24 protein-coding genes are annotated in these 24,398 nt (G+C 65.0%); 12 read left to right on the top strand and 12 right to left on the bottom strand.

What is annotated here, in order from left to right:
* The first annotated feature begins 783 nt into the window (after positions 1-783).
* A complete protein-coding gene (locus tag SP6_RS16775) occupies positions 784-2,643 on the top strand; it encodes a methyl-accepting chemotaxis protein (protein ID WP_007405085.1) in 1,860 nt (619 codons plus the stop codon).
* A gap of 179 nt (positions 2,644-2,822) precedes the next feature.
* On the opposite strand, the gene asd is transcribed toward SP6_RS16775, so the two are convergent.
* Positions 2,823-3,683: an archaetidylserine decarboxylase gene (gene asd, locus SP6_RS16770; protein ID WP_197913046.1), complete on the bottom strand. Its 861-nt coding sequence runs from the start codon at positions 3,681-3,683 to the stop codon at positions 2,823-2,825.
* A 38-nt stretch (positions 3,684-3,721) separates the two neighbouring features.
* Here asd and SP6_RS16765 point away from each other — a divergent pair, with 38 nt between their 5' ends.
* Complete coding sequence (locus SP6_RS16765; protein ID WP_007405044.1) at positions 3,722-5,401, top strand: aminotransferase class III-fold pyridoxal phosphate-dependent enzyme; 1,680 nt, start codon at positions 3,722-3,724, stop codon at positions 5,399-5,401.
* 140 nt (positions 5,402-5,541) lie between these two features.
* On the opposite strand, the gene SP6_RS16760 is transcribed toward SP6_RS16765, so the two are convergent.
* The 3 genes from SP6_RS16760 to SP6_RS16750 all read right to left on the bottom strand — a co-directional run bounded on the left by SP6_RS16760 (position 5,542) and on the right by SP6_RS16750 (position 8,616).
* Positions 5,542-6,171, bottom strand: a complete 630-nt coding sequence (locus SP6_RS16760; protein ID WP_007405068.1) for a hypothetical protein — start codon at positions 6,169-6,171, stop codon at positions 5,542-5,544.
* Positions 6,168-6,833, bottom strand: coding sequence for a class I SAM-dependent methyltransferase (locus SP6_RS16755; protein WP_227876585.1), 666 nt, complete (start codon positions 6,831-6,833; stop codon positions 6,168-6,170). The genes SP6_RS16760 and SP6_RS16755 overlap by 4 nt, the downstream gene beginning before the upstream one ends.
* 433 nt (positions 6,834-7,266) lie before the next feature.
* On the bottom strand, positions 7,267-8,616 hold the full coding sequence (locus SP6_RS16750; protein ID WP_007405174.1) for a methyl-accepting chemotaxis protein: 1,350 nt from the start codon (positions 8,614-8,616) through the stop codon (positions 7,267-7,269).
* Between the two features lie 150 nt (positions 8,617-8,766).
* Here SP6_RS16750 and SP6_RS16745 point away from each other — a divergent pair, with 150 nt between their 5' ends.
* A complete protein-coding gene (locus SP6_RS16745) occupies positions 8,767-9,192 on the top strand; it encodes a hypothetical protein (protein ID WP_037568628.1) in 426 nt (141 codons plus the stop codon).
* 51 nt (positions 9,193-9,243) lie between these two features.
* Here the strand turns inward: SP6_RS16745 and SP6_RS16740 are convergent, their stop codons facing one another.
* Positions 9,244-9,504: an SWIB/MDM2 domain-containing protein gene (locus tag SP6_RS16740; protein WP_007405135.1), complete on the bottom strand. Its 261-nt coding sequence runs from the start codon at positions 9,502-9,504 to the stop codon at positions 9,244-9,246.
* Between the two features lie 56 nt (positions 9,505-9,560).
* A complete protein-coding gene (locus tag SP6_RS16735; protein WP_007405070.1) occupies positions 9,561-9,764 on the bottom strand; it encodes a hypervirulence associated TUDOR domain-containing protein in 204 nt (67 codons plus the stop codon).
* A 106-nt stretch (positions 9,765-9,870) separates the two neighbouring features.
* On the opposite strand from SP6_RS16735, the gene SP6_RS16730 reads away from it, so the two are divergent.
* The 9 genes from SP6_RS16730 (at position 9,871) to SP6_RS16690 (ending at position 16,933) form a co-directional block, all read left to right on the top strand.
* Positions 9,871-10,983, top strand: coding sequence for an S-(hydroxymethyl)glutathione dehydrogenase/class III alcohol dehydrogenase (locus SP6_RS16730; protein WP_007405104.1), 1,113 nt, complete (start codon positions 9,871-9,873; stop codon positions 10,981-10,983).
* Positions 10,983-11,369 (top strand): VOC family protein, encoded by a 387-nt coding sequence (locus tag SP6_RS16725; RefSeq protein ID WP_007405089.1) that lies wholly within the window; start codon positions 10,983-10,985, stop codon positions 11,367-11,369. Before SP6_RS16730 ends, SP6_RS16725 begins: the two co-directional genes overlap by 1 nt.
* Positions 11,369-11,758 carry a VOC family protein gene (locus tag SP6_RS16720; RefSeq protein WP_007405079.1) on the top strand — a complete coding sequence of 130 codons (390 nt, stop codon included), beginning with the start codon at positions 11,369-11,371 and terminating at the stop codon, positions 11,756-11,758. The genes SP6_RS16725 and SP6_RS16720 overlap by 1 nt, the downstream gene beginning before the upstream one ends.
* Positions 11,759-11,772: 14 nt before the next feature.
* The gene (gene purU / locus SP6_RS16715; RefSeq protein ID WP_037568689.1) at positions 11,773-12,618 is read left to right on the top strand and encodes a formyltetrahydrofolate deformylase; all 846 of its coding nucleotides are present in this window, start codon (positions 11,773-11,775) and stop codon (positions 12,616-12,618) included.
* The gene (gene fghA / locus SP6_RS16710) at positions 12,615-13,457 is read left to right on the top strand and encodes an S-formylglutathione hydrolase (RefSeq protein WP_007405106.1); all 843 of its coding nucleotides are present in this window, start codon (positions 12,615-12,617) and stop codon (positions 13,455-13,457) included. The genes purU and fghA overlap by 4 nt, the downstream gene beginning before the upstream one ends.
* A gap of 204 nt (positions 13,458-13,661) precedes the next feature.
* Positions 13,662-14,288 (top strand): GTP cyclohydrolase I FolE, encoded by a 627-nt coding sequence (gene folE, locus SP6_RS16705; protein WP_007405140.1) that lies wholly within the window; start codon positions 13,662-13,664, stop codon positions 14,286-14,288.
* Positions 14,285-15,031 carry an SDR family oxidoreductase gene (locus tag SP6_RS16700; RefSeq protein ID WP_007405121.1) on the top strand — a complete coding sequence of 249 codons (747 nt, stop codon included), beginning with the start codon at positions 14,285-14,287 and terminating at the stop codon, positions 15,029-15,031. The genes folE and SP6_RS16700 overlap by 4 nt, the downstream gene beginning before the upstream one ends.
* On the top strand, positions 15,028-15,381 hold the full coding sequence (locus SP6_RS16695; RefSeq protein ID WP_007405167.1) for a dihydroneopterin aldolase: 354 nt from the start codon (positions 15,028-15,030) through the stop codon (positions 15,379-15,381). Before SP6_RS16700 ends, SP6_RS16695 begins: the two co-directional genes overlap by 4 nt.
* A gap of 106 nt (positions 15,382-15,487) precedes the next feature.
* Positions 15,488-16,933 carry a porin gene (locus SP6_RS16690; protein ID WP_007405158.1) on the top strand — a complete coding sequence of 482 codons (1,446 nt, stop codon included), beginning with the start codon at positions 15,488-15,490 and terminating at the stop codon, positions 16,931-16,933.
* A 3-nt stretch (positions 16,934-16,936) separates the two neighbouring features.
* Here SP6_RS16690 and SP6_RS16685 read toward each other — a convergent pair whose 3' ends face one another.
* The 6 genes from SP6_RS16685 to SP6_RS16660 all read right to left on the bottom strand — a co-directional run bounded on the left by SP6_RS16685 (position 16,937) and on the right by SP6_RS16660 (position 24,321).
* Positions 16,937-17,740 carry a hypothetical protein gene (locus tag SP6_RS16685; protein WP_007405117.1) on the bottom strand — a complete coding sequence of 268 codons (804 nt, stop codon included), beginning with the start codon at positions 17,738-17,740 and terminating at the stop codon, positions 16,937-16,939.
* Positions 17,741-17,877: 137 nt separating this feature from the next.
* The gene (gene leuA, locus SP6_RS16680) at positions 17,878-19,536 is read right to left on the bottom strand and encodes a 2-isopropylmalate synthase (RefSeq protein WP_007405061.1); all 1,659 of its coding nucleotides are present in this window, start codon (positions 19,534-19,536) and stop codon (positions 17,878-17,880) included.
* Positions 19,537-19,994: 458 nt separating this feature from the next.
* Positions 19,995-20,597: a YceI family protein gene (locus SP6_RS16675; RefSeq protein ID WP_007405173.1), complete on the bottom strand. Its 603-nt coding sequence runs from the start codon at positions 20,595-20,597 to the stop codon at positions 19,995-19,997.
* A 304-nt stretch (positions 20,598-20,901) separates the two neighbouring features.
* Positions 20,902-21,921, bottom strand: coding sequence for a ketol-acid reductoisomerase (gene ilvC, locus SP6_RS16670; protein ID WP_007405087.1), 1,020 nt, complete (start codon positions 21,919-21,921; stop codon positions 20,902-20,904).
* Positions 21,922-21,988: 67 nt separating this feature from the next.
* Positions 21,989-22,504: an acetolactate synthase small subunit gene (gene ilvN, locus SP6_RS16665; protein WP_007405183.1), complete on the bottom strand. Its 516-nt coding sequence runs from the start codon at positions 22,502-22,504 to the stop codon at positions 21,989-21,991.
* 71 nt (positions 22,505-22,575) lie between these two features.
* The gene (locus SP6_RS16660; protein ID WP_007405118.1) at positions 22,576-24,321 is read right to left on the bottom strand and encodes an acetolactate synthase 3 large subunit; all 1,746 of its coding nucleotides are present in this window, start codon (positions 24,319-24,321) and stop codon (positions 22,576-22,578) included.
* Positions 24,322-24,398 lie beyond the last annotated feature (77 nt).

The following is a 24,398-nucleotide window of genomic DNA, read 5'->3' as shown; positions in this document are numbered from 1 at the left end:
ACCTCTCCTACGACCGCACGATTTTCTAATCGTCAGTGTGTAAGATATTACTCCTACATATTCCACTATGTTCGTCGAGCGGGCTGGCGATCCGAATGATGCGGGCCTGAGCGCCAGCAAGCGAGCGCGCGGCGGCGAAGGCCACCGCCCTTCGGCCCTGACCCGTGCGGGCAACGGGGACTTGTCGGCCCGCTCGAACATGGACATCCTGGCTGCCGCCCGATGCGATGAGGCGAGCCTGTGAGGTATTTGTCCGCAGCTTGCGGTTGCCACAGCGGCGATATTGCCCTCAAAGCCACTTGCTCAAGCACAACACGCCCATGCACTGCTTCCGAGAGCCCTGGTCCTGCGTGCGTGCTGGCATCCGAAAGTCTCATGCTGCTGTCGGCTCGAAGAGGCTATTGGCAGATAGATCGCTTCCCATCGGTGACTGCCGCAGAGCACGCAGCCCCCAACACCAGCACGGTTGCCCAAAGGGCTGGGCTTGGGGCCACGTGGCGGCGTTGCGGGTAGCGGTTCGTCGTCATCGGGCCGGCGGCGGTTGCGCCAGTCCGATATGCGCTGGGGCACCTCCTGCTCGATGATATGCGCGAGGCGGCGCGTGGCTTCGCTTTGACGGCGGCCGCTGTTCAAATCCTTGACAGGCATCTGCGACTTCTTGTGGTGGCGGTTATAGCGCGCCAAGCAGGACCCGTGAGCGCTCCGAACACCCAAGAATCGGAAGGCGGCTAACCACTCCTCAATATCTGTCGTGTAAAGTGACCGGTCTGGAGGGGATGGGGCATGAAGAATCTGCGGATCAGTAGAAAGTTATTCCTGGCGTTTGGCGTCCTGTCGGCCGCGCTGATTATTATGATGGTCTTGTCAATCATAAGTCAATCGCGTCTTAACGCAACGGCAGAAACGCTGGGGCGAAGCCGTCGCGAAAAGATCGTCGCCATCGCCAATATCAATACCGCGTCCGCCCATTATCGTGCGTCCGAAGTCATGGCGATTCTGGCCGAGGATTCCGACCAGCGCCTGGCCGCTTATCAAGATGTTCAGGCACGCGCAGCCGTCATTGCCAAGAATACGGATTATCTCGACCGAAACTTGACCTCGCCCACTGCCATCGAGCAATTCCGCACGTTCAAGGCCTATTGGAGCCCGTTTGCCACGGCGTCCCGACAGACTCTCGAACTGGCGGGGCAAGGACTGACCCGCGACGCAACGCTTCATTATCGCGCCAACAAGGCGGCGTTCGATCGTGCCAATAGTGCCATTTCCTCGATGCAGGGCACCCAAGTGCAGTTGATGGATCAGGAGATGGCGGAAGCGGCGAGGACCTATATCTGGTCGCGCAATGCCTCCCTCGTGCTGTCGCTTGCCGTCCTCGCACTGACCGGCTTTCTGTTGATGTCGCTGATCCGGGGCATCGCCAATCCGCTGGCGTCGATGACGGCGGCGATGCGGCGACTTGCCGGGGGGGATTTGGATGCTCAGGTCGCGGTGGAGCCGCGTCGCGACGAAGTCGGGCAACTGGCCGAGGCGATGGTGGCGTTCCGCGATCAGCTAGCCGGTGCCGAGCGGGCCAAGGCGGAGCAGACGCGGCTGATCGTTGACAGCATCGGCAACGGGCTGGACGCGCTGGCGCAGGGTGACCTGACCATGCGGATCGAGGCCGAACTGACCGGGCCGTTCGAAAAGTTGAAGTATGACTTCAACAAGGCGATGGACTCGGTTTCGGCCACGCTATCGACCGTCTCGACCAGCGCGCAGGGGATCGGCAACGGCGCGAGCGATATCCGCCAGGCCTCCGACGATCTATCGCGCCGTACCGAGCAGCAGGCGGCCAGCTTGGAGGAAACGGCAGCGGCGATGCATGAGATCACCGAAACGGTGAACGAGACCGCCAACAACGCCAAGCGTGCCAATGAGGTCGTCACCACCACGCGCAGCGACGCCGAACAATCCTCCGACGTGGTCCGTCGCGCGGTCGAGGCCATGAACGGGATCGAGCGGTCGTCGAGCGAAATCAGCGAGATCATCGCGGTGATCGACGGCATCGCGTTCCAGACCAACCTTCTGGCGCTGAATGCCGGGGTCGAGGCGGCCCGCGCGGGCGATGCGGGCAAGGGCTTTGCCGTCGTCGCCTCCGAAGTGCGCGCCCTGGCGCAGCGCTCGGCCGATGCCGCCAAGGATGTGAAGGCCAAGATCAACGCCTCGACCGAGCAGGTCGATGCCGGGGTGGAACTGGTGGCGCAGGCCGGCGCCGCGCTGACCCGCATCACTGGCCGGATCGGGGAGATCAACATGCTGGTCTCCGACATCGCCTCGGCCGCGGCGCAGCAGGCAACGGGTCTTCAGCAGGTCAACACCGCCGTGTCCGAAATGGACGGCGTGACCCAGCAGAATGCGGCCATGGTCGAAGAAGCGACGGCGGCGGCGCGCAGCCTGTCCGAGGAAACCGACAATATGACCCGCCAGGTCGCTCGCTTCCGTCTGTCCGATCGTCCGGCATCGAGCCCGCGCGCGGCCTCTCCGGTCCATCAGTTGCAGGCCCGCGTGGCCCAGGCGAGCCCCCGGATCGCGGCGGCGCCGCGTGTCGCGCGGGCTTCCAATGCGGCCGTCGCGATCGACAATGGGGATTGGTCGGAGTTCTGACGTCCACTCTTGGAGGGGGCCGCTGAAAAGCGGCGGTGGAGGGGTGTCACGGGTGGCGAGGGCAAAGCCCTTGTCGATCGGCGGCACCCCTTCATCACGTCTTGGGCCGCCGCCAGGGTTTCAGGGTTAAATCCACTCCGTCGCCGCGCGTCCAAGGTTTTCGAACGCCAGGGTGGCGTTTACTGCGGCCGTCCGATCACATCGCCGGCCCGGATCGCCTGTCCCTCGGTCAGGTGATCGGCCAGGCGCATCCCCTTGGGCAGGAAGAGGATGATGGTCGAGCCATGTTCGAACCAGCCCATCTCCTCGCCCTTGGCGACGCGTGCGGTGCAGGGGGTGCGGCCCGGGCCGCGTTCGCGCAGCGTCCGCTCGGTGTCGAGGCAGTGGAGCCGGATGCTCGCCACCAGGATCGCTGCCACCGGCACGATCAACAGCGGCTGGCCCGCAATCAGCGTCCGCGCCTCGATCACCGCGCGTTCGTTGCGGCAGAAGAGGCGTTCGACCCGCTTCAGCGCGATCGGGTTCACGTTCCAGCAGTCGCCCGAGATATAGGTCACGCCCTCGATCGCGATATCGGCCGGTGCGTGGAAGCGGTGATACATGCCTGCCGTCAGCCGCAGCGTGACGAAGGATCCGTCGCGGAACCGCTCGACCAGCGCCGGATCGGGGATCAGGTCGTGCAGGCGATAGGGAAAGCCCTTGATCTGATAGAGGCGATCATCCTCGATCAGGCCATGCGCGCCGACCAGTGCGTCGCAGGGCGAAGCCAATGTGTCGGGATCGCTGTCGAACGCGCGGGCCCCCTCGCGCAACGGGCGGACAAAGCCGTCGCGCAGGGATTTGAACCGCGTCGTCCGCGCGTCGGAGAGGTCGACGCCGGCAAAGAATTTCCACAGGCCGATGCTAGGGCGTGCCACCAGCGGATGTTCGATCCGCGCGATCCGGCCGATCAATTGTGTCGCGAACCGGCGGGGCAGGCGGTTGGTGACGAGGAAATTGATGTCCTCGTTCAGGAAGAACCGCATGATGGGTCCACGCATTGTCATGCCTCCGTCATGGGTACGCGGTCAAAGGCCGCATGAACCCGATTCTCACTGGCCTGCTGGCCGTCTCCGCCGGTGCGGTCGCCCTGACGAAAGGGCATCGCCGCCTGACCCTGTCGCGCGCCAAGCATCCGGGGCTGGGCGGCCACGTCCGCATGGCCAAACGCATTGCCGGACAGATTCCGTTCTACACCTATGGCGAGGATCGCTTCTTCCGCGTCGATGACGCGCCCGATGCCGTGGCGGATCAGCGCCGCGCCGGGTTCGAGCGGCTGGGGGCATCGTTCGCGGAGCGATTCGCCCAGACGCTGGCGTTGACCAGGGAAACGCGCTCGGGTCTGTCCGACCTGCAATTCACGGGTGCCTATCGCGTGCCCTTCCAGTTTCGCGAGAAGGTGCGGACCACGCTGGCGACTGGAGCCTTTTACCAGCGGTCGGAGGGGCCGATCCTGATCGATCTCGATGGCAATCGGCTGATTGACCTGACCGGCTCTTACGGCGTCAACCTGTTCGGCAACGACTTCTACAAGCAGACCATGGCCGAGGGGGCAGCGATGGTCAGTGATCTGGGCGGGGTGCTGGGCTCGTTCCATCCGGTCGTCGCCGACAATGTCCGCCGCCTGACCGCGCTTTCGGGGATGGACGAAGTGTCGTTCCACATGTCCGGCACCGAGGCGGTGATGCAGGCGGTGCGACTCGCGCGCTATCATACCAAGCGGCCGCGTCTTGTACGGTTCGCGGGCGCCTATCATGGCTGGTGGGGCGATGTGCAGCCGGGCATCGGCAATCCCGTCCCCGCCGACCGTACGCTGACCCTGGCCGATATGTCGGAGCGGACGCTCAAGGTGCTCGCCACCCGCAAGGACATCGCCTGCGTGCTGGTTAACCCGCTTCAGGCGATGCACCCCAATGGTTCGGCCCCGTCGGACGGGCAATTGGTCGATGGCGGGCGCAAGGCGGGGGCGGATATGGCCGCCTATCGCGACTGGCTGCACCGGCTGGCGGAGACGTGCCGCGCGAACGGTATCATCCTGATCTTCGACGAGGTGTTCATGGGCTTCCGCCTGGCGAAAGGCGGGATGCCCGAATATTTCGGGGTGAAGCCGGACCTGATCACCTATGGCAAGACGCTGGGCGGCGGGTTGCCGGTCGGCGTGCTGTGCGGCCCGGCGCATCTGATGAAGCGCTGGCGCGAAGACCGGCCCGTCGACATCTGTTTCGCACGTGGCACGTTCAACTCGCACCCCATGGTGATGGGGGCGATGAATGCCTTCCTTCAGCGGCTGGAGACGCCTGAGGTCGCCGCGCTGTATGACGGGCTGGACGAGCGTTGGAATTCGCGGGCCGCGATGTTCAACGCAGCGATGGCGGAAGCCGGGCTGCCCTTGTCGGTCGGGCATGTCCAGACGATCTGGACCATCCTCTATTCGGTCGCCTCGCCCTATAACTGGATGCTGCAATATTATCTCCGGGCGCAAGGGCTGGCGTTGAGCTGGGTCGGGACCGGACGGCTGATCTTCAGCCTCGACATCGACGACACCCTGTTCGCCGAGATTTGCGACCGCTTCGTTGCAGCGGGACAACAGATGCGTGACGATGGCTGGTGGTGGACCTCGCCGGACGCGCCGCAGGATCTGAAGGCGGCGAACAAGGCGATCCGGCGGCGTATTCTGAAGGAGTCGCTGGCGGTGCGGTTGGGGCGGGCGAGGCCCTAACCCCCATCCGTCATTGCGAGCGGAGCGAAGCCATCCAGGGCGTCGCGTTCCAACCCTGGATGGCTTCGCTCCGCTCGCAATGACGAAAAAGGGAACGGCAGCCTTTCGACAACCGCCCCCTCATTCGTCCAAAGCGGACGTTATGCCGCCTTCAAATCCTCGATATCCATGTCATCGACATCGTGATGATCCATCCGCTCGCCCTTCATCAGGCGGCGGGGCGCGCTCTTGTACATCTTGAAGTCGTTGAACGGGTCGGTGACGATCTTGGTCGCCCAGACCAGGCCGGTTTCCAGATCGCGCTGGACCCAGAGCTGCATGACGCGGACGACGATCGCGCTGACGCCCAGACCCAGCCAGCCGATGCCGACATGGCGCAGATAGGCCATGAAGCCATCCGGATATTCCAGCGTCCCGAACAGCGTCGGCTGGACCAGCAGCACCAGCGGGATCGCGCCCCAAATGCCCATCAGCACGTACTTACGCGCGAGGTTATAGCCGACCTTGATCTCTTCCTTATGCTCATGCGTCGCCTTGTTCACATGGTCATAGCCCTTGGGCTCGAAGAAAAAGTGGCCGGCCTGGCGGCTGGTCATCGCCACGCCCCAGGCGAGCAGACTGGCGACCGCCGGGTCGATGAACAGCAGCACATAGGCGGTCAGGAAGGTACAGGCACTGACGAAGTGCAGGCTCTGATTGACCAGGCTATGATGATAGTAACGATGATCGTCCCACCGCTGTTCGGCGAGCTGCGCGCGAAAACCCGTCATTGGCCGTGTCCTTGGGGCTGAAATTCAGGCTGGGGCTGGTGCTTGGCGAAGCGGACCAACGAGAAATGGCCGAGCGGGGGCAGGGGGCGGCTTTCGACGAGCGTCACGTCGCCGCGCGTCGCCGCCCAATCGGTATAGCGTTCGAACGGGAAATCGGTGCGGAAGCCCAGGCGGCTGGTGATCGGCATCAGCGTCTTCTCGATCGTGCCGCGCAGACCATCGCCCGCGCCGACGCGCGTGGTGATGACGATCTCACCGCCGGGGCGGCAGATGCGCGCGAACTCATCCAGCGCGCGCTCCGGATTGGGGACGGCGGTGATGACATATTGCGCGACGACCACATCGAAGCTGTTGTCGGCGAATTGCAGCGCTTCGGCATCGCCATATGCGATCTGCTCGACATGGGCGAGGTTGCCGCGCTTCACCCGCTCGCGCGCCTTGTCCAGCATCGGCTCGGACAGGTCGACGCCGACGATGCGGTTGGCCGCCGAATATTGCGGCAGCGAAATGCCGGTGCCGACACCCACCTCGATGATCCGCCCGCCGATCCGTTCGGCGGCGACGATGGCGGCGGAGCGACCCTTTTTGAAGACGGGGCCGAAGACCAGATCATAAACCGGCGACCAGCGATCATAGGCCTTGGTGACGCTGGCGGTACTCATCTGTGTTGCCATCGAAAGGGGCATCCCGTTAAACGACGATGCGGCCCCTGTTTGCAGCAGGCGGTGACAATTTGACGACAAACTTCCCGAGTCATGCGAATTTTTCGCAATTAAGAAACCGAACTGTCACGCTGATGGCATGAATGTGTCGCAAACATATTCTAAGTCGTAGCGTGGTCAGTATTGCGCAAAGCGCATTGGTGTGGCGGGATCAAATGTTTCCCCGGAGTGAGGACTCTGTGTTTATTCTGTAATTGATTCCAGCGCGGATCGCTATTTCACGTTCCTCATAGGGGGATTTGCAAAGCATGGCCCGTGCGCCGGCCACGGGGAACTCTTGCCGCGCCGACCGGGGGCACTACTCTCCGTCAGGCCTTCAGTCTGCCCTCTTCCCCTGCGGGAACGCCATAGCGTTGATCGGTTCCAGACTTGGTCAGGCGGCGAGGCGCCGGGTGGGTGTCCATGCCATGTCGTCAGCGGTCGCATGGCCTGCGCCATGGTCGAAGCGGCTGATCGTATCGGCCATGCCGTTGGCCTCCATGGCCAATCGGCGCGCCGCGGCGGTGGTTTGCTCGACCATCGCGGCATTTTGCTGGGTCATCGAATCCATGTCGCCGATCGCCAGGTTGATCTGCGAAAAGCCGGTCGCCTGTTGCTGGGCGGAATGGGCGATGTCGGCGATCAGGTCGCTCATCTCGCGCACCTGCGCGGCGATGCGGTCGAGCGCGGTGCCGGCGGCATGGACATGCTCGACGCCCGCGCGCACCTGATCGGCCGAGGCGCCGATACGGCTCTTCACATCCTTGGCGGCATCGGCGGAGCGTTGCGCCAGCGCACGGACTTCACTGGCGACGACCGCGAAACCCTTGCCCGCATCGCCGGCCCGTGCCGCCTCGACCCCTGCGTTGAGCGCGAGGAGATTGGTTTGGAAGGCGATACCGTCGATGACCGCGATGATCTCGGAAATTTCGCTGGAGGTCCGTTCGATCCCGCCCATGGCGTCGATCGCACGTTGCACCACGGCGCTGCTTTCGGCGGCATTGCTCTGAGCCGAGGTGGCGACGGTCGCCGCCTTGGCGCCGCTGACCGCCGCTTGCTGGGCCGTCACGTTGATCTGCTGCACGGCCGCGGCCGTTTCCTCGATCGAGGCGGCCTGCTGCTCGGTGCGCATCGACAAGTCATCGGCGGCGCGACGGATTTCGCCGGCCCCGCCGCGCACCCGCTGCGAGGCGATGTCGATCTCGGCGATCGAGCTTTGCAGCATCGCGGCCGTGTCGTTGAAGCTGGCGCGCAGCGGCTCATAATCGCTGCGGAAGGGCGTATCGATGCGATAGGTCAGGTCGCCACCCGCGACCCGGGTCAGTCCGTGGCGCAGGGAATCCACGACCTGACTCGTCTCGTCGAGCTGCTGCACGATGACCAGCAGGTCGTCGGGCTTTTCAACCGGATGGGGGATCAGCATGACGATGCAGCGCTGCGTTTCACCATTCGGGCGGAGGTTCAGCCATTCGAACCGCGCAAAGCCCTCGCGCAGCGCCTGTTGCGCGCGTTCGGGCACATGCTCTTCGGCAGGGCGGCCGTCTCCCTGGATCGGGGCCGAAAAGGTCATGGGATTATGGCCGATGATCTGCGGCCGGGGCCGTTCGTAGATGGTTTCGGCGGCGGCGTTGCAGGCGACATATTGACCGCCGGACATCAGGAGAATGGCATCGGGGGACCGATCGAACAGCGCCGATGCCAGACGCGTGTTGAGATCCGCCGTGTGCTGCTTGAACCACTTCATTCTTGCATGTCCCTGGCCTATTCGACCGACGGCCTAGGGAGTGAATCTTAAAATAGATTTATTGCAGGTGTGATCCTGCGCGCATGGGGCTTTCCCCCCGGCAAAGGCAAGGATAAGCCGCCGACCTGATTTCCAATCGGACGATCGTCGATGCGTCATGCCTGTGCCCCGTTGCTGATCCTGTGTGCGCTGGCGGCGTGTCAGCGATCGTCGCCTGAGGATCGCGTTACGGCGGCCGATCAGCAGGAACGGGCGCGGCAGGAAAAAGCGGCGCGCGAGATGGTCGCGCAGACCGAAGATCAGGTTCGGGTGAAAATGCTGGAGCAGCGCGTGGCCACCCTGGAGGCGCAGGTCGCGGCGATGCAGGGTGATCGCAAATTGCTGGATGCGCAACTGGTGGAGCAGCGGCTCAACCAGATCGAGGCGGCAAGATTGGGGGCGGATCCGACACCGTCCGCATCGGCCACGCCATTACCGGGTCCGTCCGGAGGTGTGGGCAAGGCGCCGGCATCTCCTAGGCCGCGTCCGTCGCCGACACCCGCCGCGCGCAAACCGCTGGTCCTCGACCTGCGATAGCGCGCGGGCGGGGAAGCGCGTCCCGGTGCGGACACCGGGACGCGTGAAGGCTTACTTCTTCAGGTGCGCCGAGATGAACTTGTTCATCTCGAACATCGTGCACTTGTCCTTGCCGAACACCTTCTTCAGCTTGTCGTCGGCCAGGATCTCCCGCTTGTTCTCGGGGTTCTGCAGGTTGTTGGCCTTGATATAGTCCCACACCTTGCTGATGACCTGGCTGCGCGGCAGCTTCTCGTTGCCGACGATCGCGCCCAGTTCCTCGGACGGCTGGACCGGGGCGTGGATGCCGGTGCCCGTGGTTGCGGTGGCCATGATGTTCCTTCCTATAATCCTTCAGCATCCCGGCCCTTTGGCGGGACGCGCGTGAATCACGCTTTCTTCAGCGCGTCCGCCTTGTGCGCCGCCTTTCCGCCGTTGTCACTCTCTACAATGTATTGCGGCTCATCCTTGGATGCGCGGACGGTATGACCCTTGATGGTCGTATCGCTGGTCTGCTTCTTGACGACCTTGCCCTCGGCGGTGCCGCCATGGCTGTTCCAGGTGACGCGATCGTTCTTTTTAAACTCGGTCATCCATGCTCTCCCGGCTTGTGATCCGCATCAATCCCTCGGGGCTTTCGTTGGTTGCACCATCGCGCGCCTCGAGGCATCAGAGCGCCATCCAAGGAGACAGGAACCCATGAAGACCCGCGCCGCCGTCGCTTTTGAAGCGAAGAAGCCGCTCGAAATCGTCGAACTTGATCTGGAAGGCCCGAAGGCCGGCGAGGTCCTGGTCGAGATCATGGCGACCGGCATCTGCCACACCGACGCCTATACGCTGGACGGCTTGGACAGCGAGGGTATCTTCCCCAGCGTGCTCGGCCATGAAGGCGCGGGCATCGTACGCGAGGTCGGCGCAGGCGTGACCAGCGTGAAGCCCGGCGACCATGTCATTCCGCTCTACACCCCCGAATGCCGCCAGTGTAAGTCGTGCCTGTCGGGCAAGACCAACCTGTGCACCGCGATTCGCGCCACCCAGGGCAAGGGCCTGATGCCCGACGGCACGACCCGGTTCAGCTATAAGGGCCAGCCGATCTTCCATTATATGGGCTGCTCGACCTTCTCGAACTTCACCGTTCTCCCCGAGATCGCGGTCGCCAAGATCCGCGAGGACGCGCCGTTCGACACGAGCTGCTATATCGGCTGCGGCGTGACCACGGGCGTCGGCGCGGTGGTCAACACCGCCAAGGTCCAGCCGGGCGAGAATATCGTCGTCTTCGGTCTGGGCGGCATCGGCCTGAACGTTATCCAGGGTGCCAAGCTCGCGGGCGCGGGCCGGATCATCGGTGTCGACATCAACCCCGCACGCGAGGAATGGGGCCGTCGCTTCGGCATGACCCATTTCCTCAATTCCAAGGGCCTGTCGCGCGAGGAGACGATCGCGAAAATCCTGGAACTGACCGATGGCGGTGCGGACTATAGCTTCGACGCGACCGGCAATACCGAGGTGATGCGCACCGCGCTGGAGGCATGTCATCGCGGCTGGGGCACCTCGATCATCATCGGCGTAGCCGAGGCGGGCAGGGAGATCAGCACCCGCCCGTTCCAGCTCGTGACCGGGCGCAACTGGCGCGGCACGGCATTCGGCGGCGCGCGCGGGCGGACCGACACGCCCAAGATCGTCGACTGGTACATGAACGGCAAGATCGAGATCGATCCGATGATCACCCATCGGCTGACGCTGGAGGAGATCAATAAGGGCTTCGACTTGATGCATGCGGGCGAGAGCATCCGCAGCGTGGTGGTGTTCTGATGTTCAGCCATGTGATGCTCGGCGCGAACGACATCGCCGAGGCCAAGCGCTTCTACGACGCCCTTCTGGGCGTGCTCGGCGCGCCCGAGGGGGTGGTCGATCCCTGGGGACGGCTGATCTACAGCCACAAGGGCGCGCGGTTCCTGCTGTCCAAGCCGATCAATGGTGAGCCGGCAACCTTCGCCAATGGCGGGACGCTGGGCTTTGCGGTCGACTCGCCCGAGCAGGCGGACGCCTGGTATGCCGCCGGACTGGCGCATGGCGGAACCGCGATCGAGGATCCGCCGGGCATCCGCACCGTGCCGGTGGGCAAGGTCTATCTGGCCTATCTGCGCGACCCGACCGGCAACAAGCTGTGCGCGCGGCACTTGGTGGAGGCAGCCTGATGTACACGCATATCATGGTCGGATCGAACGACATCGCGCGATCCAAGACATTCTATGATGCGCTGTTCACCGCGCTGGGCGGCAAACCGGGGATGCAGGACCCGAAGGTCGAGCGTGTCATGTACCTGCATAATGGTGCGGTCTTCATCGTGACCCGGCCGATCGATGGTCAGCCCGCCACCCATGCCAATGGCGGCACGATCGGGCTGGGTGCGGCGGACCCCGCACAGGTCCAAGCGGTCCACGCAGCCGGCGTCGCGAATGGCGGCACGGCGATCGAGGGGCCGGTGGGCGAGCGGCAGACCGGGCTGGGCAACGCCTATCTCGGCTATCTGCGCGATCCGGACGGCAACAAGCTGTGCATCGCCTGCCCCGCTGCGAAGGCGTGAGCGGCCACGACTATATCCTGACGCTGGCGTGCCAGGACCGGGTCGGCATCGTCGCGGCCGTGTCGGGCGCGCTGGCGGGGATCGACGGGTTCATCCTTGACAGCCAGCAATATGCCGATCTGGAGACGGGGCGCTTCTTCCTGCGCATCGTCTTCACCGGTCAGGGGCCGCGCTTCCCCACCTCGGTCGAGGGGGTGAGGGCGGCGTTGACCGAACCGGCGGCGCGGTTCGGCTTCGACTGGCATGTCGCGCCAGCGGCCGAGCGCCCCCGGATGCTGATCGCGGTGTCGAAGGGCTCGCATTGCCTCAACGACCTGCTCCATCGCTGGCGGACCAACACGCTGCCGGTCGAGATCGTCGGGGTCGTGTCCAACCATGACGGCTTGCGCCCGCTAGTCGAATGGCATGGCCTGCCCTGGCATCACCTGCCGGTCGGCGACGCCAATCGCGCGGAGCAGGAAACGGCGATGCTCGCCCTGATGGACGAGACCCGCGCCGATTATCTGGTCCTTGCCCGCTATATGCAGGTGCTGGGCGAACGGCTGGTCGCGGCCTTGCCGGGGCGGTGCATCAATATCCATCACAGCTTCCTGCCCGGCTTCAAGGGCGCGCAGCCCTATCACCGCGCCCATGCGCGGGGGGTGAAGCTGATCGGTGCAACCGCGCATTTCGTGACCGCCGACCTCGACGAAGGGCCGATCATCGAACAGGCGGTCGAGCGGGTCGATCACCGCGCCAGCATCGACGATCTGATCCGCATCGGCCGCGATATCGAGGCGCAGGTGCTGGCCCGCGCGGTCGCTTGGGTGGGCGAGCGGCGGGTTTTCCTCAATGACAACCGGACGGTGGTGTTCCGATGACGATCGAGACGATTTCGACCTCCAAGGCGCATGGCGGCGTGCAGGGCGTCTATGCGCATGACAGCGCGGTGACGGGAACGCGGATGACCTTCTCGGTCTTCGTGCCCAAGCATGAGGCGGGCGAGACGCTGCCCGTCCTCTGGTATCTGTCGGGGCTGACCTGCACCCATGCCAATGTCACCGACAAGGGCGAGTTTAGGGGACCATGTGCCGAGCACCGGGTGATCTTCATCGCGCCCGACACCTCGCCGCGCGGAGAAGGCGTGGCGAATGACGAGGCCTATGACATGGGGCAGGGCGCCGGCTTCTATGTCGACGCCACGCAGGAGCCCTGGGCGAAGCATTTCCGGATGCGGACCTATATCGAGCAGGAACTGCCCGCGCTGATCGCCGAGCATTTCCCTGTTGCGGACATGGATGCGCAAGCCATCATCGGCCACTCGATGGGTGGCCACGGCGCGCTGACCATTGGTTTGCGTAACCCGGACCGCTTCCGCAGCGTGTCGGCCTTCGCCCCGATCGTCGCGCCGTCCCAGGTGCCGTGGGGCGAGAAGGCGCTGGGCGGTTATCTGGGGTCAGATCGTGCAACGTGGCGGCAAGCGGATGCGGTCGCGCTGATCGAGGACGGCGCGCGAGTGCCGGACCTGCTGGTCGATCAGGGCGATGCTGACCAGTTCCTGGCCGAGCAATTGCGGCCGGAACTGTTGGCGGAGGCGTGCGAGAAGGCGGGGATCGCGCTAACCCTGCGGATGCAGCCGGGATACGATCACAGCTACAACTTCATCTCGACCTTCATGGCCGACCATGTCGCCTGGGCGGCGGAGCGATTGCGCGGGTAATTCCTGCCCGCTGCGCCACGCATCCGTCCCTCCGTTCAGCCTGAGCGTTGAAGGCCACACTGTATCGGCTGAACCTGGTCGGATTCCCTTGGCCTTCGACTTCGTTCAGGCTGAACGGGCGTGGGGATCGCGGGGATGAGCAGGGAATTTTGCGCCCCGCCAATCGATCCGCTATCGCATCGACTTTGATATGAAGGACAGAATATGAGCTGCGCCCCTGGCGACCCGGAGGATGGCGACCTGATCGGCGAGGACGGCAAGATCGCCGTGCCCGATCATGTGGCCCAGGCCATCCGCACGCTTATCGCCTGGGCGGGCGACGATCCGACGCGCGAGGGGCTGATCGATACCCCCAAGCGGGTGGCGCGGGCGTGGCGCGAATATTGCGCGGGCTATGGCGACGATCCCGCTGTCCACTTGTCGCGCGTGTTCGAGGAGGTCGGCGGCTATGATGAGATCGTGCTGCTGAAGGACATCCCCTTCCAGTCGCATTGCGAGCATCACATGGCGCCGATCATCGGGCGGGCACATATCGCCTATCTGCCGCGCAACCATGTCGTCGGCATCTCGAAGCTGGCGCGGGTACTGCACGGTTTCGCGCGGCGCTTGCAGGTGCAGGAGCGGCTGACGGCGGAAGTCGCCGACTGTATCTGGGAAAATCTGAAGCCCCTGGGTGTCGCGGTGGTGATCGAGGCGACCCATGCCTGCATGACCGCGCGCGGGGTGCGGACGCCCGGTGTCGCAATGGTGACCAGCCGGATGATGGGCGTGTTCCGTGACGATGATCGTAGCCGCAAGGAAGTCCTGTCGCTGATGGGCCTGGGCGGATGACGATCCGCACCGTGCTGGTGACCGGCGCGGCCAAGAGGCTGGGGGCGGCGATCGCACGTCGGCTGGCGGCGGACGGGCACCGGCTGGTGGTGCATTATAACGGTTCGGCACGGGACGCGCAGGCGCTGGCGGCGGAGCTAGACGCGGTGACGGTACAGGGCGATCTGGCGGACTTGGACGGCATCGACGCGCTGTTCGTCCGTGCGCGCGAAGCGGCGGGCGGCCCGATCGACGGCCTGGTCAACAGCGCCTCGGCGTTTCTCTTCGACCGGCCGCCGCAGGTCGATGCGGCGCTGATGGCCAGGCTTTACGCGATCAACGCCGCCGCGCCCGCCTTGCTCGCCTCCGCACTCGCGCGGCAGGACGATGTAACGGACGGTGCAGTGGTCGATATCCTCGATCAGAAACTCGCCAATCCCAATCCCGATTTCTTCGCCTATAGCTGCGCCAAATTCGCGCTGGCGGGGGCGAATACGATGCTGGCGCAGGCCTTCGCGCCGCGCATCGCGGTCAATGCGGTCGCGCCCGGCCTGACGCTGCAAAGCGGTGACCAGAGCGATGAGGAGTTTGCCGCCGCCTCGGTCAAGAACCTGCTCGGCCGCCCGATCGGTGCGGAAGCGGTGGCGGAGGCCGTATCCTTCCTACTCACCGCGCGCGGGATTTGCGGCCAGACGCTCTACGTCGATTGCGGCCAGCGTTTCTGCCGCCGCGATGGCGATGTGATGTTCGAGGGGCGGGGATGAGCGCGACCTATACCATCCTGCTCGACGAACTGCGGGTTGCGATGCGGCTGGGTATCCATCCGCATGAGGCCGAGCCGCAGCCGGTGACCCTGTCGGTGGCGATGACCATCACCTATCCCGCCGCGCCCAGCGCCGACCGGATCGAAGACGTGCTCGATTACGACTTCCTGCGGGACGCCATCGTCGCGATGGCGCAGGGTCCCGGCTTCGCCTTGCAGGAAAGCCTGTGCGAGGCGGTGGCGGCGTTATGCCTGGCCGATGCGCGTGTGGTCGCGGTCAAGGTGCGATCGATGAAGACCGGCATCTACCCCGATGCGCGGGTGGGGTGCGAGATCGAGCGGACGCGCTGAGCGCGTCGGCGCTGTCATCAATTTATCACCGGATTGTCATCAATCTGTTGCGAAGCGGGCGGGTGCTGGCCTAAGTCGCCGCAAACAGGGCGGAACCAGCACGGTAATGATGTCGAGACCCCATCGGGCCCATTATCGGGTCGCCGTCGCCATGCTGCTGGCATCCTGCCCGGTACCGGCCGCTGCGCAGACCGTGCAGGAGTTGCAGCGCCAGATCGATGAGCTGAAGGCCCAGATCAAGGCACTGACCGAGGCGCAAAACGGGACGGCGACCGCTGCGGCGCCTCCACCCGCACAAGCTGCGCCGGTTGCCCCGCCTGCACCGCAAATGGCGGCATCCGCGCCGGTCCCCAGCGAACCGGCGCCGCGTATCGCCGCCGCCAAGCCGCCCTCCGCCCGCGCGCCATGGTATGAGCGGCTGCGGCTGCGCGGCTATACGCAGCTTCGCTACAACGCCATATTGGACGATCAGGAGCCTCTGTCCGATACCGGATCGCGGCTGCGCTCGGTGCATGACAGCTCGATCAACGACGATGGCGGCTTCCTGCTGCGTCGTGTCCGGCTGGTGTTGCAGGGGGACATTACCGACCGGCTGCAACTCTATTTTCAGCACGACTTCGGCGCGGCGGTGAACAACCAGTCGAGCACCGAGCGGCGCGAGAATTTTGGTCAGTTGCGCGACGTCTATGTCGACTGGTTCCTCGACCCCGAACGCCGTCTGCGCCTGCGCTTCGGTCAGTCCAAGGTGCCGTTCGGCTGGGAGAATCTGCAAAGCTCGTCCAACCGCCTGCCACTCGACCGATCGGACGCGATCAATAGCGGCGTGCCGGGCGAGCGCGATGTCGGCATCAACCTATATTACACGCCCGATCATGTGCAGGCGATCTGGGACCGGCTGACCAAGGCCAAGCAGAAGCTGTTCGGAAATTACGGTGCCTTCGGACTGGCGCTATATAACGGGCAGGGGACCAACCGGACCGAGCGCAACGCCACGATGATGAAGGTGGCGATGGCGACCTGGCCGATCGAACTCGATGGACTGGGCCCGTTGTTCAAGGGGCAGGTGCTGGAGGTCGGCGGTTCGGCCCTGTTCAACCGCTTCCGCCCCGAATTGCGCAGCGGGGGGCTCAGTCCGCAAAATTATCGCGACGACCGGGTGGGCTTCCACGCCATCCTCTATCCGCAGCCTTTCGGTATCCAGACCGAATGGACGACCGGTTACGGCCCGCAATATGATGGCGATCTGCGCGCGGTGCGTTCGTCGCCCTTGGGCGGTGGCTATGTCCAGTTGATGGGCAATCTGGGCCCCACCCCGGTTGGGCGCGCCATCCCCTATGTCCGCTGGCAACGCTATCGCGGCGGGTGGAAGGCCAATGCCGATGCACCGCGATTGGAAACCGACGAATGGGAAGCCGGCGTCGAGCTGCAACTGGTCGAGGCGCTGGAGCTGACTTTGGCTTATGCCCGCATGGAGCGGCGCGAGGCGGATTCGCGGCGGACGGGCCGTGCGACCGGCGACCTGATCCGCACCCAGCTGCAATTCACCTATTGAGGCTCAGTCACCGCCACCCTTGGTGGTGAAGTCGATGCGGATCCGCACCCACTCGCCGACCATTTCCTTGCCGTTGACGCGCGGCGCCCGGACGCGGAATTGCCAGGCGGCCTCGCGCATCGCCCGCGCCAGGCCGGAGCCGACCGGCGACTCGCCCAGGATCTGGCAATTCTCGACCCGGTAGCCGGGGATGGTCCGGCACGCGATCAGCGCCCAGCCTCCCGGCGGCGGCGGACTGTGCAGATAGCCGTTGAGCTCGGCATCGGTCGGGCGGCGTGGGAACCATTCGGCATTGTAGAGTCGCTTGCCGCCGGGCCCTTCGCCCGGGCCATAGGCCGATGCGCTATCCTGCCCGCGATCGTCGCCGTCGCTCGATCCCACGCCCTTGCCCGATCCCTTGGGCATGGCGGCGATGTCGCCGGCGTCGAACAGCGACTTGTCGCCCCATTGCCAGGCGGGGGTCGGCGTGGTTTCGGCGGGCTTCTCGGTCGGGGGCGTGGGCGTGTCGGGCTGCTTGTCGACCACCGGCGCCTTCGATCCGCCGGCGGCGGCGGGCTTGCGCGTCACGGTGCGGGTCTTGGGCACCGGCGCGCCGGCATTCTCGTCCGAGGGCGAGAGGGAAAAGGTGCTGAGCGACGAGGATTTGTCCTGCTCGATCAGCTTGGGCGCGAGGTGCAGCAACAGCCAGGCGAGCAGGAGATGCGCCAGGATGGTGAGCGTGAGCGAGGCGCCGCGCTCCCGCAGCGTCTCGCGATAGCGTTCGGGCAGAAAGGCCAGCCAAGGGGAGGGCGGGGCGTCGGTGCTCATGATGGGGATACCATGAGCCGGGACACCCCGCCGTCACGCCTGCGGCCTGCCACCTCCCCATGCAGGGGATGAGTGGAAGACAGGTCGACCGCCGCCATCATCGCCGTCTTAGCCGGGGAAGGCGGCGGTCGGGTACATCAGGCCCGGTTGGCGGCGGAGAGCACCGCCCGAACGCTGGCGGTGGCGATGTCGGTGTCCAGCCCGACGCCGAAAACGGTCCGCCCGTCATGGGTCCGCGCCTCGACATAGGCGGCGGCCTGTGCGTCGGCACCGTGGCCGATGGCGTGTTCGTTATAGTCAACGACTTCCAGCGCCGGTCCGGTCGTGTCGGCCAGCGCGGCGATCACGCTGGAGATCAGACCGTTGCCGCGTCCGGAGATCGAACGCTCCTCGCCATCCACTTGCACGCGGCCGATAAAGGTCCGCTGCCCCGCCGAGCCGCTTTCCTCATAATCGCGCAGCACGAATCGGTCGCCTTCGCGCGGCAGATAGGTCGCCTCGAACCCGCCCCAGATATCGGCGGCGTTGAGTTCGCGGCTGGTGGCGTCGGCCAGCGCCTGGACATGGCGGCTGAAATCGGCCTGGAGCCGCTTGGGGAGCTTCAATCCCTTGTCCTGCTCGATCACCCAGGCGACGCCGCCCTTGCCCGACTGCGAATTGACGCGGATGACCGCCTCGTAGCTGCGGCCGAGATCGGCGGGGTCGATGGGCAGATAGGGGACTTCCCACAGATCGTCGTTGCGCGCCGCCTGCGCGGCGAAGCCCTTCTTGATCGCGTCCTGATGGCTGCCCGAAAAGGCGGTGAAGACCAGATCGCCCGCATAGGGCGTGCGGGGATGGACGGGCAGATTGGTGCAGTAATTGACCGTGTTCACCACCTCGTCGATGTCCGACAGGTCGAGCTTGGGGTCGACGCCTTGCGTGTACATGTTGAGCGCGACGGTCACGAGATCGCAATTGCCGGTCCGCTCGCCATTGCCGAGCAGACAACCCTCGACCCGGTCCGCGCCCGCCATCACGCCCAGCTCGGCAGCGGCGACGCCGGTGCCCCGGTCGTTATGCGTGTGGAGCGAGATGACCACCGAGTCGCGGTTCGGGATGTTGCGGCCGAACCATTCGATCTGGTCGGCATAGACATTGGGCGTCGCACATTCGACGGTGGCGGGCAGGTTCAGGATCAGCGGATGGTCGGGGGTCGGCTTCAGCACGTCCATCACGGCGGCGCAGACCTCGACCGAGAAGTCCAGCTCGGCGGTCGAGAAGGTCTCGGGGCTATATTCGAAGAACCAGTCGGTGTTGGGACGCTTGGCCGCCTCGTCGCGCAGGATCTTGACACCTTCGACGGCGATCTGGCGGACCTCGTCGCGGGTCATGCCAAAGACGATCTTGCGCCAGGCCGGGCTGACCGCGTTGTAGAGATGGACGATCGCACTGCGCGCGCCGTCCAGGCTCTCGAAGCTGCGTTCGATCAGGTCGCGGCGCGATTGGGTGAGGACCTGGATCGTCACGTCCTCGGGGATGCGGTCGTCGCGGATCAGGCCGGAGATGAAGTCGAACTCGGTCGCACCGGCGCTCGGGAAGCCGACCTCGATCTCCTTCAGGCCTACCTTGATCAGCAGGTCGAACATCCGCGTCTTCTTTTCCGCGTCCATCGGATCGATCAGCGCCTGGTTGCCGTCGCGCAGGTCGGTCGACAGCCAGCGTGGCGCCTTGGTGATCGTGCGGTTCGGCCATTGCCGGTCGGGCAGGGTGATGGTGGGAAAAGGGCGGTATTTGGTCGAGGGATCGCGCAACATGATCGGGTCTTCCAGCATTCTCGGCCGCATCTGGCCATAGGCGCGGCGGGGACAGGCTTATCGGTTCATTCCGCCCTTAGGGAAGTCGCGCATGGCCACGCCGATCCTCCCCTAAGGGCGGATAAGTCGAAGCGAACGGAGCAGCAGCGCGGCGATCATGATGCACGGGGTCATGCCGCGTCGGGGCCGCGTTGTCCATATCGAGATTGATGACGGGCGCCTGACGGCGGTGGCACAAACGAACGAGGCCGCCCCCATGAGGAGCGGCCTCGTCGTGTCGCGATCTTGGCGAAATTGGTTTCCCGCAACCTCTGTCCAACATCATCCCGGCGAAGGCCGGGATCCAGTTGGGGAGACGCCCGTGGGTAATCCGCATTGCTCCGCCACTGGACCCCGGCCTTCGCCGGGGTGGTGCGGTGGATTTGGCAACGATCCTGTCTTCTGGATGCGGCCCGCAATTACTGTGCGGTGAAGGCGGCGTTGATCGTCAGGTCGACCTCGTCACCCACGACCGGGACATAGGCGCCGACGCCGAAGTCCGAACGCTTGATCTTGGCAGTCGCGCGGAAGCCGATGTTCAGCTTCTTCGACATCGGGTTCGTGCCAGCACCGAAGAAGGTGGCGTTCAGCGTCACCGGCTTGGTCTGGTCCTTGATGGTCAGGTTGCCGGTGATGACCGCCTTGTTCCCCATCACCTTCACGCCCGTCGAGACGAAGCGCGCGGTCGGATAGGTCGCGGCGTCGAAGAAGTCCTTCGACTTCAAGTGATTGGCGAACGGCGCGGCGGTGACCGACAGATTGTCAATCTTGAAGGTCACGTCTACCTTGGCGGCCTGAGGGCGGGCGGGATCGATGGTCAGCGTGCCGTCCGACGCGCCGAACTGCCCCTCCAGCACCGAAAAGCCCATATGGTTCAGCGACCAGGTGACCTGGGTATGGGCGGGATCGACCGCATAGGTGCCCGCGACGACGCGCGAGGCGACGGGGGCGCCGGGCTGGGTCTGGGCGATGGCGGGGGCGGCGAAGACGAGCGCCAGGGCGGCGGGGACGACGAAACGCATGGGTGGTACTCCCTGTTGGATCACGGCCTTTGTGGTCGGTGCGCATAACGCACGTCAAAGGCCAAGGTCGCAACGATGCGTTTCCGTTGGAGTGGGGAGAGATGGTCTCTGCGAGGCTCCTTGCCCTCCCCCAGCCCCTCCCGCTTGCGGGAGGGGAGAGGTTCGGGGCGGAGGGGGGGGCTTTTGCCGCAAACCATGGGCTCGCTGAAGCGCTTGCGGCACCCGCTTGGCATGCCCCTCCCGTAAACGGGAGGGGATAGGGGAGGGCCGCGGAGTCTCACCGAGCCCACCCCCAGACGAAAAATCAGTTCTTCGCCTTGTCCACCAGCTTGTTCGCGCCGATCCACGGCATCATCGCGCGCAGTTCGCTGCCGACCTGTTCGATCTGATGGCGCTTGGCGGCGATGCGGCTGGCCTTCAGTTCGGGCTGGCCGGCGCGGTTGTCGAGCACGAAGTCCTTCACGAAGCGGCCCGACTGGATGTCGGCGAGCACGCGCTTCATTTCCTTCTTGGTCTCTTCAGTGATGATGCGTGGGCCGGTCTTGATGTCGCCGTACTCGGCGGTGTTCGAGATCGAGTAGCGCATGTTGGCGATGCCGCCCTCATACATCAGGTCGACGATCAGCTTCAGCTCGTGGAGGCACTCGAAATACGCCATTTCGGGGGCATAGCCCGCCTCGACCAGCGTCTCGAAGCCCGCCTGGACCAGCGCGGTCGCGCCGCCACACAGCACGGCCTGCTCGCCGAACAGATCGGTTTCGCACTCTTCGCGGAAGTTCGTCTCGATGATGCCCGAGCGACCGCCGCCGACGCCCGACGCATAGGCCAGCGCCACGTCATGCGCGTTGCCGCTGGCGTCCTGATGGATCGCGATCAGGCAGGGCACGCCGCCGCCGCGCACATATTCGCTGCGCACGGTGTGGCCGGGGCCCTTCGGCGCGATCATGATAACGTCGATGTCCGCAGGCGGCTCGATCAGGCCGAAATGCACGTTCAGGCCGTGCGCGAAGGCGAGCGCGGCGCCCGGCTTCAAATTGCCCTTCAGGTCGGCGTCATAGATCGCGGCCTGATGCTCGTCGGGGGCCAGGATCATCAGGATGTCGGCCCAGCCGGCCGCTTCCTTGTTCGACAGGACCTTGAAGCCCGCAGCCTCCGCCTTGGCGGCCGAGGCCGAACCGGGGCGCAGCGCGATCGCGACATTCTTGACGCCCGAATCGCGCAGGTTCTGCGCATGGGCATGGCCCTGCGAGCCGTAACCCAGGATGGCGATGTTCTTCTCGGAGATCAGGTTCAGATCGGCGTCGCGATCATAATAGACACGCATTTCAACTTCCCTTTCGAAATAGGCGGGCCGCGTCGGGCCTCATGATAGTCTGAAAATGGGGCGGGGTTCAGGCCGCGTCCTTACCCCGCGAAATGGCGGCGATGCCGGTACGGGCGACCTCGACCAGGCCGACTTCGCCCATCAACTCGACGAACTTGTCGATCTTGGCGATGGTGCCGGTGACTTCGAACACGAAGCTGCCGATCGTCGCGTCGACCACGCGGGCGCGGTAGACCTCCGCCAGGCGCAGCGCCTCGATCCGGCGGTCGCCGGTCCCGGCCACCTTCACCAGCGCCAGCTCGCGCTCGACATGGTCGCCCAGCACGGTCAGGTCGGTGACCTTGTGGACGGGGACCAGCCGGTCGAGCTGGGCGATGATTTGCTCCATCACCGGCGGCGAGGCGCTGGTAACGATGGTGATGCGGCTGACGGCCTTGTCGGCGGTGATCTCCGACACGGTCAGGCTCTCGATATTATAGCCGCGCGCGGTGAACAGCCCCGCGATCCGGGCGAGGATGCCCGGCTCGTTGTCGACGATCACCGCCAGCGTGTGGCGTTCCACCTGTTCGGTCTTGATGTGCATTTCCACCCCGTCACCCCGGCCGAAGCCGGAGTCTTCCTATCATGCTGTTCAGGCTATCGGCTGATGCCGGATCAGACGAGCGCCTTGGCCTCGTCGTCCATGGTGCCCGATACCTCATTGGCCTGCAGGATCATGTCGGTATGGGCCGCACCGCTCGGGATCATCGGGAAGCAATTGGCGAGCTTGGCGACGCGGCAGTCGACGATCACCGGCCCGTCATGGTCCAGCATCGCGGCGATGCCGTCCTCCAGCTGATCGCGATGCTCGATCAATATGCCCTTCCAGCCATAGGCCTCGCCCAGCTTCACGAAATCGGGCAGCGAGTCCGAATAGCTTTCGGCATAGCGGCTCTCATAGGTCAGTTCCTGCCACTGGCGGACCATGCCCATATATTCGTTGTTCAGGATGAAAATCTTGACCGGCAGGCGGTACTGGGTCGCCGTCGCCAGTTCCTGGATGTTCATCTGGATCGAGGCTTCGCCCGCGATATCGATCACCAGCGCCCCCGGATTGCCGAGTTGCGCACCGATCGCGGCGGGCAGGCCGTAACCCATGGTGCCGAGGCCACCACTCGTTAGCCACTTGTTGGGCTTTTCGAAGCCGAAATGCTGCGCGGCCCACATCTGGTGCTGGCCCACCTCGGTGGTGATGATCGGCTGGCGCGCCTTGGTCGCGTCGTACAGCGCACGGATCGCGCGCTGCGGCATGATCGCGTCGCCCGCCTCGGGGAAGGAGAGGCAGCCGACCGCGCGCCAGCCCGCAATGCGGCGCTGCCACTCGGTGGTGTCGGGCTTGGGATGCTGGCGCGACTTCCAGATGCGCACCGCATCCTCCAGCGCGTGGCCGACATCGGCGATGATGGCCAGGTCGACGCGGACATTCTTGTTCACGCTCGACCGGTCGATATCGACATGGACCTTGCGGCTGTTGGGACTGAACGCGTCCAGCCGTCCGGTCACGCGGTCGTCGAAGCGGCTGCCCAGCGCGACCACGAGGTCGGCCTGGTTCATCGCCATATTGGCTTCATAGGTGCCGTGCATGCCCAGCATGCCCAGCCATTGCGGGTCGCTGGCCGGGAAGGCGCCCAAGCCCATCAGGGTCGAGGTGACGGGCGCGCCGGTGATGCGGGCCAGTTCACGCAGCAGCTGCGACGCGGCCGGACCCGAATTGATGATGCCGCCGCCGGTATAGAGGATCGGGCGTTCGGCGGCCGCCAGCATGTCGACCAGCTGCTCGATTTGGGCTTGGTCGGCCTTCACCTGCGGGCGATAGGTCTTGTGACGGATCGGACCGGGCTTCTGATAGCGGGCGGTGGCGACCTGCACGTCCTTCGGGATGTCGATCACGACCGGGCCGGGGCGGCCCGAGGTCGCGATGTGGAACGCCTCATGCACCACCTCGCCCAGACGCGCGGGGTCCTTCACCAGATAATTATGCTTGGAGCAATGGCGCGTGATGCCGACCGTATCGGCTTCCTGGAACGCGTCGGTGCCGATCAGCGCGGTCGGCACCTGGCCGGTGATGACCACCATCGGAATCGAATCGAGCAGCGCGTCGGTGATGCCGGTGACCGCGTTGGTCGCGCCGGGGCCGGAGGTGACGAGCACCACGCCGGGCTTGCCGGTCGAGCGGGCATAGCCTTCCGCCGCATGAGTCGCCGCCTGTTCGTGGCGGACGAGAATGTGGCGGATGCGCTTCGACCGGAACATGGCGTCATAGATCGGCAGCACCGCACCACCCGGATAGCCGAAGACGACCTCCACGCCGAGATCGCACAGCGCCTCGACCAGGATATCGGCTCCGCTTTTCTCGGTCATCGTCTTCGTCCTTCTGCGTCCGTGCCCCTGTGTCGGGGCTTGTCGGGAAAGGCGCGGCTACCGGTTTAAAAAGTGCG

The organism is Sphingomonas paucimobilis NBRC 13935 (assembly GCF_000739895.2).
GTDB classification, from domain to species: Bacteria; Pseudomonadota; Alphaproteobacteria; order Sphingomonadales; family Sphingomonadaceae; genus Sphingomonas; species Sphingomonas paucimobilis.
This window is presented reverse-complemented; position numbering and strand designations above follow the sequence as displayed.